Source organism: Amycolatopsis sp. NPDC043885, assembly GCF_056435685.1.
Map to the genome: position 1 here is coordinate 52,834 of NZ_JBWKEA010000022.1, position 14,206 is coordinate 67,039.

Annotated in this window: 16 protein-coding genes; 9 read left to right on the top strand and 7 right to left on the bottom strand. The window is 68.3% G+C overall.

Going from position 1 to position 14,206, the window contains the following annotated elements; all coding sequences use genetic code 11:
- Positions 1-472 precede the first annotated feature (472 nt).
- Positions 473-1,513 carry a DUF2891 domain-containing protein gene (locus AC069I_RS38845; protein ID WP_478267589.1) on the bottom strand — a complete coding sequence of 347 codons (1,041 nt, stop codon included), beginning with the start codon at positions 1,511-1,513 and terminating at the stop codon, positions 473-475.
- Positions 1,514-1,552: 39 nt separating this feature from the next.
- On the opposite strand from AC069I_RS38845, the gene AC069I_RS38850 reads away from it, so the two are divergent.
- The gene (locus AC069I_RS38850) at positions 1,553-2,236 is read left to right on the top strand and encodes a class I SAM-dependent methyltransferase (protein ID WP_478228151.1); all 684 of its coding nucleotides are present in this window, start codon (positions 1,553-1,555) and stop codon (positions 2,234-2,236) included.
- Positions 2,237-2,247: 11 nt separating this feature from the next.
- On the opposite strand, the gene AC069I_RS38855 is transcribed toward AC069I_RS38850, so the two are convergent.
- Positions 2,248-2,709 carry a nuclear transport factor 2 family protein gene (locus AC069I_RS38855; protein WP_478232826.1) on the bottom strand — a complete coding sequence of 154 codons (462 nt, stop codon included), beginning with the start codon at positions 2,707-2,709 and terminating at the stop codon, positions 2,248-2,250.
- Between the two features lie 87 nt (positions 2,710-2,796).
- Between AC069I_RS38855 and AC069I_RS38860 the strand changes: the two genes are divergently transcribed.
- On the top strand, positions 2,797-3,411 hold the full coding sequence (locus AC069I_RS38860; RefSeq protein ID WP_478267590.1) for a TetR/AcrR family transcriptional regulator: 615 nt from the start codon (positions 2,797-2,799) through the stop codon (positions 3,409-3,411).
- Here AC069I_RS38860 and AC069I_RS38865 read toward each other — a convergent pair.
- Positions 3,357-3,539 carry a hypothetical protein gene (locus tag AC069I_RS38865; protein ID WP_478267591.1) on the bottom strand — a complete coding sequence of 61 codons (183 nt, stop codon included), beginning with the start codon at positions 3,537-3,539 and terminating at the stop codon, positions 3,357-3,359. The two genes, AC069I_RS38860 and AC069I_RS38865, sit on opposite strands and share 55 nt — an antisense overlap.
- A 297-nt stretch (positions 3,540-3,836) precedes the next feature.
- On the opposite strand from AC069I_RS38865, the gene AC069I_RS38870 reads away from it, so the two are divergent.
- Positions 3,837-4,046 carry a hypothetical protein gene (locus AC069I_RS38870; RefSeq protein WP_478267592.1) on the top strand — a complete coding sequence of 70 codons (210 nt, stop codon included), beginning with the start codon at positions 3,837-3,839 and terminating at the stop codon, positions 4,044-4,046.
- 494 nt (positions 4,047-4,540) lie between these two features.
- Here AC069I_RS38870 and AC069I_RS38875 read toward each other — a convergent pair whose 3' ends face one another.
- Both AC069I_RS38875 and aztA read right to left on the bottom strand, forming a co-directional pair.
- Complete coding sequence (locus tag AC069I_RS38875; RefSeq protein WP_478267593.1) at positions 4,541-5,122, bottom strand: SMI1/KNR4 family protein; 582 nt, start codon at positions 5,120-5,122, stop codon at positions 4,541-4,543.
- Between the two features lie 9 nt (positions 5,123-5,131).
- Complete coding sequence (gene aztA, locus AC069I_RS38880; RefSeq protein ID WP_478232823.1) at positions 5,132-5,881, bottom strand: zinc ABC transporter ATP-binding protein AztA; 750 nt, start codon at positions 5,879-5,881, stop codon at positions 5,132-5,134.
- 47 nt (positions 5,882-5,928) lie between these two features.
- On the opposite strand from aztA, the gene aztB reads away from it, so the two are divergent.
- The 4 genes from aztB to aztD are packed head-to-tail and all read left to right on the top strand — an operon-like array spanning position 5,929 to position 10,068.
- A complete protein-coding gene (gene aztB, locus AC069I_RS38885) occupies positions 5,929-6,780 on the top strand; it encodes a zinc ABC transporter permease AztB (RefSeq protein WP_478267594.1) in 852 nt (283 codons plus the stop codon).
- On the top strand, positions 6,777-7,973 hold the full coding sequence (locus AC069I_RS38890) for a hypothetical protein (protein WP_478267595.1): 1,197 nt from the start codon (positions 6,777-6,779) through the stop codon (positions 7,971-7,973). Before aztB ends, AC069I_RS38890 begins: the two co-directional genes overlap by 4 nt.
- A complete protein-coding gene (gene aztC / locus AC069I_RS38895) occupies positions 7,970-8,869 on the top strand; it encodes a zinc ABC transporter substrate-binding protein AztC (protein WP_478228161.1) in 900 nt (299 codons plus the stop codon). The genes AC069I_RS38890 and aztC overlap by 4 nt, the downstream gene beginning before the upstream one ends.
- 26 nt (positions 8,870-8,895) lie before the next feature.
- Positions 8,896-10,068, top strand: coding sequence for a zinc metallochaperone AztD (gene aztD / locus AC069I_RS38900; RefSeq protein WP_478228162.1), 1,173 nt, complete (start codon positions 8,896-8,898; stop codon positions 10,066-10,068).
- A gap of 209 nt (positions 10,069-10,277) precedes the next feature.
- Here aztD and AC069I_RS38905 read toward each other — a convergent pair whose 3' ends face one another.
- Together AC069I_RS38905 and AC069I_RS38910 are read right to left on the bottom strand one after the other, a co-directional pair.
- The gene (locus AC069I_RS38905) at positions 10,278-10,913 is read right to left on the bottom strand and encodes a response regulator (RefSeq protein WP_478228163.1); all 636 of its coding nucleotides are present in this window, start codon (positions 10,911-10,913) and stop codon (positions 10,278-10,280) included.
- Positions 10,910-12,076 (bottom strand): sensor histidine kinase, encoded by a 1,167-nt coding sequence (locus tag AC069I_RS38910; RefSeq protein ID WP_478267596.1) that lies wholly within the window; start codon positions 12,074-12,076, stop codon positions 10,910-10,912. The genes AC069I_RS38905 and AC069I_RS38910 overlap by 4 nt, the downstream gene beginning before the upstream one ends.
- Positions 12,077-12,247: 171 nt before the next feature.
- On the opposite strand from AC069I_RS38910, the gene AC069I_RS38915 reads away from it, so the two are divergent.
- Together AC069I_RS38915 and AC069I_RS38920 are read left to right on the top strand one after the other, a co-directional pair.
- On the top strand, positions 12,248-13,330 hold the full coding sequence (locus AC069I_RS38915) for an ABC transporter permease (RefSeq protein WP_478267597.1): 1,083 nt from the start codon (positions 12,248-12,250) through the stop codon (positions 13,328-13,330).
- Positions 13,327-14,052, top strand: coding sequence for an ABC transporter ATP-binding protein (locus AC069I_RS38920; protein WP_478267598.1), 726 nt, complete (start codon positions 13,327-13,329; stop codon positions 14,050-14,052). The genes AC069I_RS38915 and AC069I_RS38920 overlap by 4 nt, the downstream gene beginning before the upstream one ends.
- The last annotated feature ends 154 nt before the right edge of the window (positions 14,053-14,206 follow it).

Here is a 14,206-nt window from a genome sequence, read left to right on the forward strand (position 1 = left end):
GGCTGAAGACATCTTGGCGAAAGCAGACTGTGACCGTTCAGTAGTACAGCGTGTGTCGCGCTGAACGGTATGCACGCGTCGCTCAACGGTCCGGGTGACTTCGAAAACTACTAAAAGTAGTGGGTGGCGCCGAATGGATCAGTGCCGCCGAGAGATCTCCGCGGCCCGGCAACTTGCCTTCCCGGTGTCGAGTCAGGTCATCGCCAGATGTGCCGTGGTAGCGAAGTCCCGCAGGTGAAGCCCGATGTTGGCGCTGTCGTGCACGCTGTTTTCGCATTGTGCGAAATGCTGATCGCAACTGCCGAGTTAAGTCGAACTTCGCCCAGGTCCAACGAGATCCGAGCAGCGTGCTCACGGTGTGTTCACCCGATCAGGCGGGTGTTCACCCGTAGTCGCCTCGCTCGGCTTACCAACAGCGAGTGACTGCTCTGAACGGGTGGTCGCACTCCGAACACTCTCGCCGGTTGCCGGCTCAGCCGAGCAGGAGGAGCGCGTAGTAGGCAAGGAAGTGTTCGACCATGTAAGCACCGCCCGTGGTTTGTGCGAGTGAAGCGTGGGTATGGGCGTGCGTGGCTTCGAGGATGGCGGGGATCCGGTCGTCATTGCCCGGGATGGCGTCCGCGATGCGGTGCCAGCACCACGCCCGATGCAGGTTGAGACCGTGGAGATGGGCGAGTTGTCCGTCGGAGGTGTCCGTGACGGTCACCGGGGTGAAGAGAGTCGCGGGTCTACGCTCCGCGATGCCAGGAAAGAAACGTCCCAGCCAATCGGTGAATTCGGCCGCGGGCATCAGGCGGGACATGAGCTCGGCTTCGGCGAGCGCGGGGGACAGGAAATCGGCCCCGGACGGCTCCCAGGAGCCAGGGTAATCGCGGTCGGATCCGAACCAGCGCCATGCGGTCTCGGTGATGAGGCCGCGCAACCGCGGGTCGCCGTGGTCGGCGAGGTATCCCGCGTACGGCAGGGCGCGGGACAATCCGAACGCGCCGTTGTCATGCACCCCGTACCGGATCGGGTACGTGGCCTGGGGAAGCCAGTCGAGGTAACGGTTCACGAAGACGGCGCTCAACTCATGCAGCCCCGCTGACCAGCACGCGGCGTCCGGGTCATCCCAGGTGGCGGTTTCGAAGGTGAGTTCCAGCAGTGCCGACCAGCCGTACGGGCGTTGGGTGTTGCGCTGCTCCTCGGGGGCGAAGAAAGCGACCTCGCCCGCGAGCGCCTCGACGGTCAGGTGCTCGCCGAGAAGCCCGCGGATCTCCTCGGCGGGCACGAGTTCGGCGTGACGGCGCAGCAGACGCACGAGTACCCAGAACATCTCCACGCAGGAATGCCAATCGAAACTGCCGTAGAAGCACGGGTGCGAGAGCCGAGGGGAGAGGATGGGCACACCTTCGTCGTACCAGTGACTCTCGTGGTGCGGATACTCGAGCAAGACGTTCGTCAGCGCCGTCCTGGCCAGCGCGCCGGCATTCGACTTCAGCAGCCGGTCGCGTTCGAAATCCCATTCGGTCATCGCACCGCCCTCCGTTACGCACGAGGTTACGATGCCGGAGTGGACGAACGACCGATCACCACGGCGCAGCGCAACTTCCGGCGGGTCGCCGAAGAGTTGGAAAGCATGGGGACCCAGGATCGTTTCACCTACATCTTCCGTTCCCGGCTGTGGAGTTCCTCTTCGGTCTCCGGGCCTGGTTCGGAGTCGGTCCAGACGCGGGAATTGAGCGACAGGTTGCCTGCTCTTCTCGCTCGTTTCGGGGTACGCACCCTGCTTGACCTGCCGTGCGGCGACTACGGCTGGCTCAGTGAGGTGGGCCTTGATCTCGACAGGTACATCGGCGCCGACATCGTTCCCGATCTGATCGAGATGAACGCCGAACGGTTCCGGGGCGACCCGGTCCACGAGTTCCGGGTGCTCGATCTGACCGGCGATCCGCTGCCGTCGGCTGATCTCGTGCTGTGCCGGGATTGCTTGGTTCATCTGAGTTTCGCCGATATCGGGCGGGCCTTGCGCAACCTGCGGCGGAGCGGTTCCCGGTACCTGCTGACCACGACGTTCACCGAACTGCGGACCAACACCGACATCGTGACCGGCGACTGGCGGCCGCTGAACCTGTGCCGGGAGCCGTTCGGGTTCCCGGAGCCGCTGACCGTGCTGGTCGAGGGGTGCACCGAGGAGGATGGCGCCTACGCCGACAAGTCCTTGGGCCTGTGGGAGATCTCCGCGATCGTGGACTGATCGCGGCGGCTTCACCGAAGCGGGGAGTCGGCGCCGTGTTCCTCCTTCGGGCGCGGGCCGTGGATACGCCGCTCGGTCTCGGAGATGGCGACGTCGTTGATGCTCGCCTCGCGACGGCTCATGAGACCGTGCTCGTCGAACTCCCACAGTTCGTTGCCGTAGCTGCGCCACGATCGACCGGCCCGGTCATGCCATTCGTACTGGAACCGGACGGCGATCCGATTCCCGGTGAACGCCCAGAGGTTCTTGCGCAGCGCGTAGTCGAGTTCCCGCTCCCACTTCCCGGTCAGGAACGCGACGATCTCCTCGCGGCCGCGGACGAAGGTCTCCCGGTTCCGCCACACCGAGTCGGGCGTGTACGCCGACGCCACCTTGCGAGGATCCCGGGTGTTCCAGGCGTCCTCTGCCGCTTGGACTTTCCGCAGTGCCGTCTCGCGGGTGAACGGCGGGTAGGGCGGGCGATCTTCGGTCATGTCGAGCCTCCCAGGTTGAGAACGTGCGTTCTCCACGTCTGGCGCCTACGATAGGGAACGCACGTTCTCAACGTCAAGGGAGACCCGATGCCGGCCGCCGTCACCGATGAGCAGAACCGCGTCGATCGCGAAGCCCTGCTCGATGCCGCTGAGAAACTTTTCTACGAAAACGGCATCCAGGCGGTCGGCATGGACCAGGTGCGCGCGGCGTCCGGCCTCTCGCTCAAGCGGATCTACCGGTTCTTCGAAGCCAAGGAAGACCTCGTGGTGGCGATGCTCAAACGCCGTGATCAGCGCTGGCGTGGCAGCCTGGCCGCCCATGTGGACCGGGTCGCGGATCCCCGCGAGCGGGTGCTCTCGATCTTCGACTGGCTCGCGGGGTGGTTCGCCGAACCGGGTTTCCGCGGCTGTGCCTGGATCAACGCGCACGGCGAACTAGGCGCGTCGTCCGAGGCGGTACTGGCCGAGGTGCGGGCGCACAAACAGGCGTTCCGCGAACAGATCGACACCTGGGTGCGGGCAACGGGTCTGCCGGTGACCGAACCGGTCTACCTGCTCGCCGAAGGAGCCATCGTGACGGCGGGAATCAGCGGGGACCCGGCGCCTGCCCGTCAGGCGCGCGAGGTGGTCGCGGCGTTGCTCGGAAGTCAGACCGCGCGGGCGATCGCGATCGAGCCGTCCAGGCGTGCCCCGGCCTCGTAGAACATGTACTCCTTGCCGTTCATGGTCCCGAACGACGGAGCCGCGCAGCGCCCGTTGTCCGGTGCTCCCGATATCGGGGCGTGGAAGACACCGAGGTGTTTGCGCTTGCTGAAGTCGTTGTAGATCACGTACGTCAACGTGCCGAGCTGGGCGATGGTCGGGGCGGATAAGCGAGGTCTGCGAGAACGTCCAATTCCGCCCGTCGGCGGACCGGCCCCAGCCGATCGAGCGATGGTTGCTCCTGTCGTTGATCATGAAGACCATGACGTACTTCGCACCGCGTGACGGGCTGATGGCGTCCTGCAACCAGGTGTTCAGCCTCTCCGACCCCACGAGCACACAGACCGTGTGGGCGTCGCAGTAGGCCGGGGTGCGCCCCGAACGCGCGATGGTCTCGACGCTGCCGTACACCTGGTGCTGTACCTGTGATCACGACGTCCGACGGGCTACGGCTCGACAGCGTCCGGCACGACGGCGGCCCGGAGACGGTCGTGCTCGTCCACGGCATCACCGCGGACCTCGACGAGAACGGGCTCTTCACCGAGCTCGCGCCGAGGCTCACCGCGGCGGGATTCTCGGTGCTGAGGGTTCCTTCCGCGGGCACGGCCGTAGTGACGGGCGGCCGAGGGACATGACCGTCGCGGGCGAACTCCTGGAACTGCGCGCCGCGGTGGACGAGCCCGTTTCGGTGGTGGCGTCGAGCTTCGGTGCCGTGAGCACGGCACTGTCGCTGGCGTCGCTGCCTGTGCGGCGGGTCGCGCTCTGGCAGCCGCTGCTCGACCTGCGGCGGGCCTTCCTGGAGCCGGAGCTGCCCAGGGGGATCGCGTTGTACTCGGATCGTTCTTCGTTGGCGGATAACGGGTTTCTGGACATCGAAGGCCGGTTCGAGCTGGGCGCGGCGCTGTTCGAGGAGTTCGCTCAACTCGACCCGCGGGTCGCCTTCCTGGCGTCCAGGCCGCCCGCGCTCGTCGTCCATGGCTCGGGGGACGAGCACGTCTCTCACGACATCGCGCGGGAAACGGCCGTCGCGCGGCCCGAGACCGAGTGGCACTCTCCTGCCGGCGCGGACACGGCTTCGGGGACTCGGCGGAAGAGGCTCTGGAGGTCACCGTGCGGTGGCTTTCGCGGGTCAAAGCCAGCTGAGCGCACCGTCGCTGATGACGGGATGCCGTTCTCCAAGGCCGTGGACGTAGTTGTCGAGTCGCTCGGCGATCTCGTCGAGGATCTCGGTCACGCTCGCCCAGTCGGACCAGTAGATCCCCTCGCTGGCGTACCACTCCATGACGCAACCGTGGTGCTCGCCGGGCCGGAGATCGGCGCACAGCAGACCTCCGTCGATGGCCCGGCCGATGGGGAGGATCGCGGTGCAGAAAGGGAATCCGGCCTGGCCCGCCTCCTTGCGGTGGGTGCCTTCCGGAGTGCAGCAGTCAGGGGCGGGATACCGCGACTGCCGGGTGTACTCCTCCTCGGCTCGCGCCACCGACAGAGGCTGGTAGCCCTTCGGTATCAGGTTTCCGGTTCCGCGAACACGTTCGTCGTCGACGCCGTCCATGAGGGCCCACCAGGCGAGCAGTTCGGGCGGGAGTTCGAGGCCGACGCGATTCCGCAGGCGCGCGACGTGCGCGGCCGGTGCCGGGGGCCGGATTTCCCGCGCGGTGGCGGGTGCGTGTTCGGACAACAAGGCCATGATGCGCCGCCACGTCGCTTCCACCGGTGCACCCTAGCGAGAATCGGCGGCCTCGGGCACGCGATCAGGTGACTGAATGCGGGTCGGCAGGCCCCAGGCCTCCGCCACGCGTTCCGGGGTCAGCACTGACGCCGGAACACCTTCGCCGACGAGGCGGCCGTCCTGGAGCAGCAGGCAGTGATCGGCCCGGCCCGCCACATCGAGGTCGTGGGTGACGCGCAGGACCGTCGTGCCTTCGGCGAGTGTGGCGCGCAGGGCTTCGTCGATCAGGCCGCGGGCGTGCAGGTCGAGCCCGGCCGATGGTTCGTCGAGCAGCAGCAATCCGGCTTGCTGAGCCAACCCCTGCGCCACCAGCGCCCGTTGGCGTTGCCCACCGGAGAGCGTGCCGATCAACCGGTCCGCGATCGACGTGATCTCCAGTAACTCCAGGCATTCCCCGACGATCTCCCGGTCCGTCTTCGACAGCCGCCGCCAGTGTCCGCGGTGCGCCCAGCGCCCCATCGTCACGGTGGCGCGGACGGTGATCGGCAACGACCGCGACACCTCGCTCTGCTGGGTCACGTAGGCGACGCGCCCCGGGTCTCGCCGGGTCACCGTGCCGGTGGTCGGCGGGAGCACGCCCGCGACGAGGTTCAGCAGCGACGACTTCCCCGCGCCGTTCGCGCCGGCGATCGCGGTGAGCCGCGCCGACGGCACCTGGGCGGTGATCCCGCGCAGCACCTCGCGGGAGCCGTAGTGCGCGTGCGCGCGGTCGATCGTGAGTGCCGCTGTGTCCGGGGTCATCACACCTCTTTCAGATAATGACAATCATTACCACTATAGTGTGACGGGTGGAGTGGTTGCTGATCCCCTTCGAGGTGTCGTTCGTGCAGCGCGCGCTGGTGGCGGGAGTGCTCGTTTCGGCGGTGTGCGCCGTCGTAGGCACCTGGGTGGTGTTGCGCGGCATGGCCTTCATCGGCGACGCGATGTCGCACGGCATGTTGCCCGGCGTGGCGATCGCCTCGCTGACCGGCGTGAACCTGCTGATCGGCGCTGCGATCAGCGCCGGGGTGATGGCGCTCGGCGTGACCGCGCTCGGCCGTTCGCGGCGGCTGTCCGAGGACACCACGATCGGGCTGCTCTTCGTCGGCATGCTCGCGAGCGGCGTGATCATCGTGTCCCACTCACGGTCGTTCGCGGTCGATCTCACCGGCTTCCTGTTCGGCGACGTGCTCGCCGTCGGATCGGGCGACCTGGTGGGCCTCGCGATCACCCTTCTCGTCGTGGGGGTGGTGGCACTGATGGGACATCGTTCGTTCACCGCGCTCACCTTCGACGTCCGCAAGGCGCACACACTGGGGCTTCGTCCACGTTTGGCGAACGCGGTGCTCCTCGGGCTGGTCACGTTGACGATCGTCGCGTCGTTCCGCGTCGTGGGGACGTTGCTGGTGTTCGGCCTGCTCATCGCCCCCGCCGCGGCGGCGCTCTTCTGGTCACGGCGGATCACCACGATCATGCTCATCGCGGCGTTGCTCGGTATCGCCGCCACGGTCGGCGGCCTGCTCGTGTCCTGGCATTGGGGCACCGCGGCGGGCGCGACCATCGCCGCCGGCGCGGTCCTCCTGTTCTTCCTTTCCGCGTTCCTGTCCTTCGTACGACAGCGATTCCGTTCCCTGACACCGGAGATCGAGAGCTCACGATGAAACTGAAAGCAGCGACGGCGGTCGTCGCGGCGCTGACCCTGGCGGCGTGCGGCTCGGAGCAGCCGAAGGAGGTGACCGCGGAAGTCCCGCACGGCTACGTCGAAGGCGCCGAGGAGGCGGCCGAGGCGCAGTCACGGCTGATCGTCGCCGACACGGACACCGGCGCCGTTCGGGTCGTCGACCTGATCACCGAGGAGGTGCACGAGGTCGGCCGAGTCGACGGAGTGCGAGCCGTGACGGGTGACGGCCGCTTCGGTTACCTGACCGCTCGTGACGGCACGATCCGGGTGATCGACAGCGGCTCGTGGATGGTCGACCACGGTGACCACGTCCACTACTACCGGGCGAAGGTCCGAGATGTCGGCGTGGCGCCCGGCAAACAGCCCTTGGCGGCCTACAGCGATCCCGCCGTCGCCGCACTGTCCTATTCGGACGGTACGACGACCTTGCTGGATCGAGCCGCGCTCGACAAGGGCTCTGTGACCGAACTGGGGAAGATCACGCGCGAGCCGCACGCGGGTGCCGCGATCCCTTACCGCGAGCACATCATCGCCACGGTGGCGGACGCCGGAAAGCCGCTCGCCCGCGGAGTGCGCGTCCACGACCGTCAGGGCAAAGCCGTGGCCGAGATCGACCAGCCGTGCCCCGAGCTGCAGGGCCAGGCCGTGACCAGGCGCGGAGTCGTCTTCGGCTGCGCGGACGGCGCCTTGCTGGTGACCGAAAAGGACGGCGCGTTCGCCGGGGTCAAGATCCCGTACCCGCGCAGCGTCACCGCGCGGGAACGTGCCACCGCCTTCTTCCACCGGCCCGGTGGCTCCACGCTCGCGGCGCGGGCGGGGGCGTCCGCGGTGTGGTCACTGGACGTCGGCCGACGCAGCTGGCAGTACGTCGAGACCGGCCCGGTCGCCGCGGTGAACGCCGTCGGCGAGGGCGGACCGCTGCTGGTCCTCGCCCGGGACGGAAAGCTGCGCTCCTTCGACGGCTCCGGAAAGGAACAGACGGCCGTCCCGCTCCTGACGCCCGAAGCGACCGCCGCCGAGGTTCCGTCGATCCAGGTCGATTCGACCCGCGCCTACGTCAACAACCCGCTCTCGGCCGAGGTGTACGAAATCGACTACAACGACAACCTCCGACGCGCCAGGACGCTGAAGGTCGGCGGCAAGGCGGGGCACATCGTGGAGACCGGCCGATGAGGCGCCGCGTACTCGCCCTGTGCATGGTGGCGCTGCTGGCGGCGGCAGGCTGCTCCGGGACCGGCGGGGGCGGCAAGTCGGTCGTCGTCACGACGAACATCCTCGGCGACATCACTCGCGCCGTCGTCGGCGATCAGGCCGAGGTGACGGTGCTGATGAAGCCGAACGCCGACCCGCATTCCTTCGGCATCTCCGCACAGCAGGCGGCCCAGGTCGAGCGTGCCGGTCTGATCGTCTACAACGGACTCGGGCTCGAAGAGGGGATCCTGCGCACTGTCCACACGGCCGAGGAAAGCGGCGTACCGGCGTTGCCCGCCGGGGAGCGGGTGAACCCGATCAATTACGCCGACAGCAAACCCGATCCCCACTTCTGGACGGATCCGGCACGGGTGCGCGACGCGGTCAAGACGATCGCCGACGAGGTCGTCGCCCATGTCGACGGGGTCGACGAAGCGGTGATCCGCGCCAACGCCGAACGCTATCGCGGGGAGATCGAGGCGCTCGACAAGGCGATGACCGAGAAGTTCGGCGGGATTCCTCCGGAGCGCCGGAAGCTGGTCACGAACCACCATGTGTTCGGCTATCTGGCACAGCGGTTCGGCTTCCAGGTCGTCGGTGCCGTGATCCCCGGCGGTACCACACTCGCTTCACCGAGCTCTTCGGATCTGAAGGCACTCGCCGACACCGTTCGCGCGGCGGGAGTGCCGGTGATCTTCGCCGATTCCTCGCAACCGGACCGGCTCGCGCGGGTCTTGGCCGAGCAGGCAGGGCTGCACGTCCAGGTGGCCCCGTTGTTCTCGGAATCGCTCAGTGAACCAGGCCAGGGCGCGGCCACCTATCTCGAAATGATGCGCGCCAACACCGAATCGATCACCACCGGTTTGACCCGTTCCTGATCGGAACAGACGAAAGGCACAGGAAAATGGCACGGAAAGCCCGATATCTCGCGCTGATGGCGACGACGGCGAGCACCCTCGCGCTCGCCGCCTGCGGGACCGAACAGCCGGCGGCGGAGCCCGCGAAGGACGCGGCTCCGGCACCCGTCGTCGCCGATCCGGTGGCTGTCACCTATGACGGCGGAATCGTCCTGCTCGACGGGAAGACCTTGAAGGAGGCGAAGAACCTCCCGCTGGAAGGCTTCAACCGGCTCAACCCCGCCGGGAACGACCGACACCTCCTGGTCTCGACCTCCACCGGATTCCGGGTCCTCGACGCCGTCGGTGCCGTGCTCACGGACAACGAGGTCAAGGCGGCGAAACCGGGACACGTCGTCCGGCACGCCGGCAAGACGGTGCTGTTCGCCGACGGGACCGGTGAAGTGACCGTCTTCGACCCGAAGACGATCGGCACCGCGGCGCTCCCCGCGCCGAAGCACAAGACGCCCGAGGCGCATCACGGTGTGGCCGTCGAACTCGCGAACGGCGAACTGCTCACCACCGTCGGCGACAAGGACAAACGGTCCGGGATCGTGGTGCTGGACAAGGACAAGAAGGAGATCGCGCGCAACGAGCAGTGCCCCGGCGTGCACGGTGAAGCCGCCGCGCGCGGCGAGGCGGTGGTGGTCGGCTGCCAAACCGGTGCGCTGATCTACCGCAACGGCGTCATCACCAAGGTGACCAGCCCGGACCCGTACGGGCGCATCGGCAACCAGGCGGGCTCGGACGTCTCCCCGATCACCTTGGGCGACTACAAGGTCGACGAAGCGGCCGAGCTCGAACGCCCGACCCGGATCTCCCTGATCGACACCGAGAAGGCCACGCTCAAGCACGTCGACATCGGGACCAGCTACACCTTCCGGTCGCTGGCTCGCGGACCGCAGGGTGAGGCCCTGGTGCTGGGCACCGACGGTCAGATCCACGTGATCGACCCGGTGAGCGGTGCGGTGACGCGGAAGATCGCCGTCCTCGGTACCTGGCAGGAACCGATCGAGTGGCAGCAGCCGCGCCCGGCGATCTTCGTCCGGGGCGGAACCGCCTACGTCACCGATCCCGGCAAGAAGGAGATCCACTCCGTGGACCTCGCGTCCGGCACGAAGACCGCGACCGGGACGATTCCGGGAACGCCGAACGAGGTCAGCGGCGTGCTCGCCCACTGACCCACTCGTGAGTGGTAAAGACGGTTCCAACCGTCCTTACCACTCACGACCTATGCTCGACCACGCCGCCGCTGTGACCGCTGAGGCTGGTGGTGTTGCTGGGAGAGCGGGCGGCGATCACGTAGTCCGTGAAGGCCTCCTTCCCTACCTTCAGGGTAGGCAAGGATGCCTTCACGGACCGCCACATTCAGCAGAGGAGGCGCTGCCGTTCAGCGCCGGATCAGACCGAGGTCGGTCGCGGTGGCGACGGCGGCGGTACGCGAATCGACGCCGAGTTTGGTGTAGCTGCGGGCCAGATGGGATTTCACCGTGCCCTCGGTCAGGTGGAGCCGATCCGCGATGGCCCGGTTGGACAGGCCGTCGGCGACCAGGACCAGGACTTCGATCTCGCGCAGCGTCAGCGCGGTGGCGGGCATCCGCATCCGGTTCATGAGCCGGTCGGCGACGGTCGGGGCGAGCGTGGTGCGTCCGGCGGCGGCGGTGCGCACGGCGGCGGCAAGATCCTCGGGAGGGGCGTCCTTGAGGAGATAGCCGGTGGCGCCGGCTTCGATGGCGGGCAGCGTGTCGGCGTCGGTGTCGTAGGTCGTGACGATGAGGACGCGGGGTGCGTCCGGCCGCGCCGTGATCGCCGCGGTGGCCTCGGCGCCGGTCATCCCGGAGCCGAACCGCAGGTCCATCAGCACGACGTCGATGTCGCCCTCGGCGGCGCGGGACACCGCTTCCTCAGCGGTCGCGGCTTCGGCCGAGACCACGAGACCCGGCTCGGTTTCCAGGACGGCACGCAGTCCCGCCCGGACGATGGGGTGGTCGTCGGCCAGCAGGAGCCGGATCGGGGGTTCGGTCACGGGCGTTCCTTGGGCAGTCGCGCGGACACGGTTGTTCCGTGTCCGCGGGAGGACTCGACGGTGAAGATCCCGTCCAGCGCTTCGGTCCGGGTGCGCATTGCGGTGAGCCCGAAGCCGCTGTGTTCCGGGTCGAAGCCGACGCCGTCGTCGACGACCTCGAGGGTGACGTACTCGCCGCGGTAGCTCAGCGTGACATCGGCGGTGGACGCGTCGGCGTGCCGGACGGTGTTCGCCAGTGCCGCCTGACCGATGCGCAGCAACGCGACTTCGTGCGCGGTCGGCAGCGGAACGGGGTCGCCGGCGAGGTGGAAGCGCGCGGTGGTCCGGTGCCGGGCGCTGGTGGTGGCGCACAGCCGTTCCAGCGCATCGGCCAGCGTGGTGTCGTCGAGCGCGGGAGGCGACAGGGCGACGACGAACCGGCGGGCTTCGGCGAGGTTGTCCGCGGCGGCTTGACGAGCCTGTTCGACGTAGCGGGCGGCGTTCCCCGCGGTATCGGGCAGTGTCCTTTCCGCCGCGCGCAACAGGAGCTGAATACTCGACAGTCCCTGGGCGAGGGTGTCGTGGATCTCGTGGGCCAGGCGCTCCCGCTCGGCGAGCACTCCCGCCGCGTGCTGGGCTTCTGCGAGGTCTGCGCGGGTGGCGGTGAGCTCCTCGATCAGGTTCCGGCGACGTTCGCTTTCGCGGTACAGCGCCTGGTAACCCCAGACGACGGCGACCGCGACGGCGGCACCGAGTGCCGGGCCGATCGCCGCAGCCGGGGCGAAGGAACCCTGGTGGACGGCGAACGCGATGATCGCCGCCAGCGCGGTCGCGATCACCGCGACCAGGCCTTGACGGCGCGGCAGCAAATGCAACTGCAGGAAGTACAGCGGGAAGGCGACCCAGACGCCGTCGGCGGTCAGCACCAGCAGGACCAGCCACACGAGGCCCACCGCGACCAGCCACCACAGGGCGGCCGGCCGGGACGTCCTGACGCGGGGCAGAAGCGGGCCGGCCGCGTACACCACGGCGCACGTCACCGCCACCGCGACGACCGCTCCCGCTTCGGGTGAGCCGTCCGCCACCGCCCGCGCGGCCGCCAGCGCGAGCAGGGCGACGAGCAGCAGGTGCAGACACCAGGTCAGCAACCGGCTGGTCGGGGTCAAAACGGGCGCGGCGGTCACAGTGCGTCCAGATTACGGAGCGGGATCGGCGAGCGCCTCTATCCAAAGGTAGAGGCGGCGTGCCGTCTTCCGGCGGGCGAAGTGCCATCTCCGGCCGGATGCCGTCACGGTCACCGGCGGCGATCGTGGAGAGGTACCCAGCCCACCCGCCGGAGAGGACAGACCCGAGCCGTGTTCGTCGCCTGGAGAGATCTGAGATTCGCCAAAGGACGGTTCGCCCTGATGGGTGCCGTCGTCGTGCTGATCACCTTGCTGGTCGGCTTGTTGTCCGGGCTCACCGCGGGGCTGGGCGAGCAGAACATCTCCGCGATCACCGGCCTGCCCGCGGACAAGATCGTCTTCGCCGCCCCCGGTGCCGGGCAGAGCCTCTCCTATGCCAATTCCGCGGTCACCGAGACACAGCGGCGGCAGTGGGCCGAGACCCCGGGGGTCACGGCGGCCGAACCGCTGGGCATAGCCACCACCAAGGCCACCGCGGGCGACCGCAGCGCCGGGATCTCCGTTTTCGGTGTGCGGACCGGGTCGGCGCTCGCCCCGGGCGTCGAAAGGATCTCCGGCGACTCGGTGGTGCTGTCGACGTCCGCCGCCGACGATCTTGGCGTCCGCAGTGGGGACACCATCGCCGTGGCCGGACGCCCGTTGACGGTCGCCGCCGTGACGGGAGACGCCTGGTTCAGCCACACACCGGTGATCTGGGCGGGCCTCGACGTCTGGGCGAAGACGGCGCCACCCACCGACGGCGCGCCGAGCGCGACCGTGCTCGCGCTGACCACCACGTCCGACGCCGATCTCGGGGCCACCGACCTCGCCGCAGGCACGACGACGGTCTCGAAGAGCGACTCACTGTCCGCGATCGGCTCCTACACCTCGGAGAACGGTTCGCTGCAACTGATGCGCGGTTTCCTTTTCGCCATCTCCGCCCTCGTGATCGGCGCCTTCTTCACCGTGTGGACCATCCAGCGCAGCGGCGACATCGCCGTCCTCAAGGCGTTGGGGGCGAGTACCGCCTTCCTGCTGAAGGACGCGCTCGGGCAGGCCGTCGTCCTTCTCGTCGGCGGCACCGCCATCGGAACCGGCTTGGCCGTCGGGCTCGGCACGATGGTCGACGGCTCCGCCGTGCCCTTCCTGCTGACTCCGGCCAGCGTGCTCGTGCCGTCCGCCGTGATGATCCTGCTCGGCGCGCTGGGCGCGGCGCTTTCCGTCCGCCGCATCACTTCCGTCGATCCGCTGACCGCACTGGGGAGTGCCCGATGAGCCTGAACCTGACCGGTGTCACCCTCACCTATCCCGACGGTGACACCCGCCTCACCGCACTCGATGACGTCACGTTGGACGTCCCGCCGGGCACGCTCACCGCGGTCGCCGGCCCCTCCGGCTCCGGCAAGTCCAGCCTGCTCGCCGTCGCGGCCACCCTCATCACTCCGGACCACGGGACCGTCACGGTCGACGGCACCACGACCACCGGCCTTACCCGCGGCGAACTCACCGGACTTCGCCGGCGCAAGATCGGGATCGTCTTCCAGCAGCCGAATCTGCTGCCCGCCCTCACAGCCGCCGAGCAGCTTCAGGTCATGGCCCGGATCGACGGCCGCTCCCCGGCCGGAGCACGGGCCGTGGCCATGGACCTGCTGGACGCCGTCGGGCTCGCGGCGCAGGCGGGGCGTCGCCCGCACCAGCTCTCCGGTGGCCAACGACAGCGGGTGAACATCGCCCGCGCGTTGATGAACGAACCCACCTTGCTGCTGATCGACGAACCGACGAGCGCCCTCGATCACGAGCGCGGCGCGGCGGTCATCGACCTGATCGCCTGCCTGACGCGCGAGCGGGCCACCGCCACCGTCCTGGTCACGCACGACCGCGTCCATCTCACCGCGGTGGACCGGATCGTCGAAGTGCACGACGGACGGCTCTCCACAAAGGACGGACGCTCGGAACCGCCGTCTTCATTCCGATCCACACGTAAAAGGATCTCGTAATACGCGGCGAGCAGGGTAATTCATTCCGTTTTGTCACGCTGTCGCGCGGCCCGGATTTCGAAGCCACTGCGAATACGTCATTCTTCTGCCCTAATTCCATCGAACTCGGCTGTTTGCCGCCATAATCTTGCACGCTGTCGCCGGGTTATGGCCC

Bases quoted from the DNA above. Each gene is read 5' to 3' on its own strand.
- AC069I_RS38890 (WP_478267595.1), top strand. From the start codon at position 6,777: ATGAAACTGAAAGCAGCGACGGCGGTCGTCGCGGCGCTGACCCTGGCG.
- AC069I_RS38855 (WP_478232826.1), bottom strand. From the start codon at position 2,709: ATGACCGAAGATCGCCCGCCCTACCCGCCGTTCACCCGCGAGACGGCA.
- aztC (WP_478228161.1), top strand. From the start codon at position 7,970: ATGAGGCGCCGCGTACTCGCCCTGTGCATGGTGGCGCTGCTGGCGGCG.
- AC069I_RS38860 (WP_478267590.1), top strand. From the start codon at position 2,797: ATGCCGGCCGCCGTCACCGATGAGCAGAACCGCGTCGATCGCGAAGCC.
- AC069I_RS38845 (WP_478267589.1), bottom strand. From the start codon at position 1,513: ATGACCGAATGGGATTTCGAACGCGACCGGCTGCTGAAGTCGAATGCC.
- aztA (WP_478232823.1), bottom strand. From the start codon at position 5,881: ATGACCCCGGACACAGCGGCACTCACGATCGACCGCGCGCACGCGCAC.
- aztD (WP_478228162.1), top strand. From the start codon at position 8,896: ATGGCACGGAAAGCCCGATATCTCGCGCTGATGGCGACGACGGCGAGC.
- AC069I_RS38920 (WP_478267598.1), top strand. From the start codon at position 13,327: ATGAGCCTGAACCTGACCGGTGTCACCCTCACCTATCCCGACGGTGAC.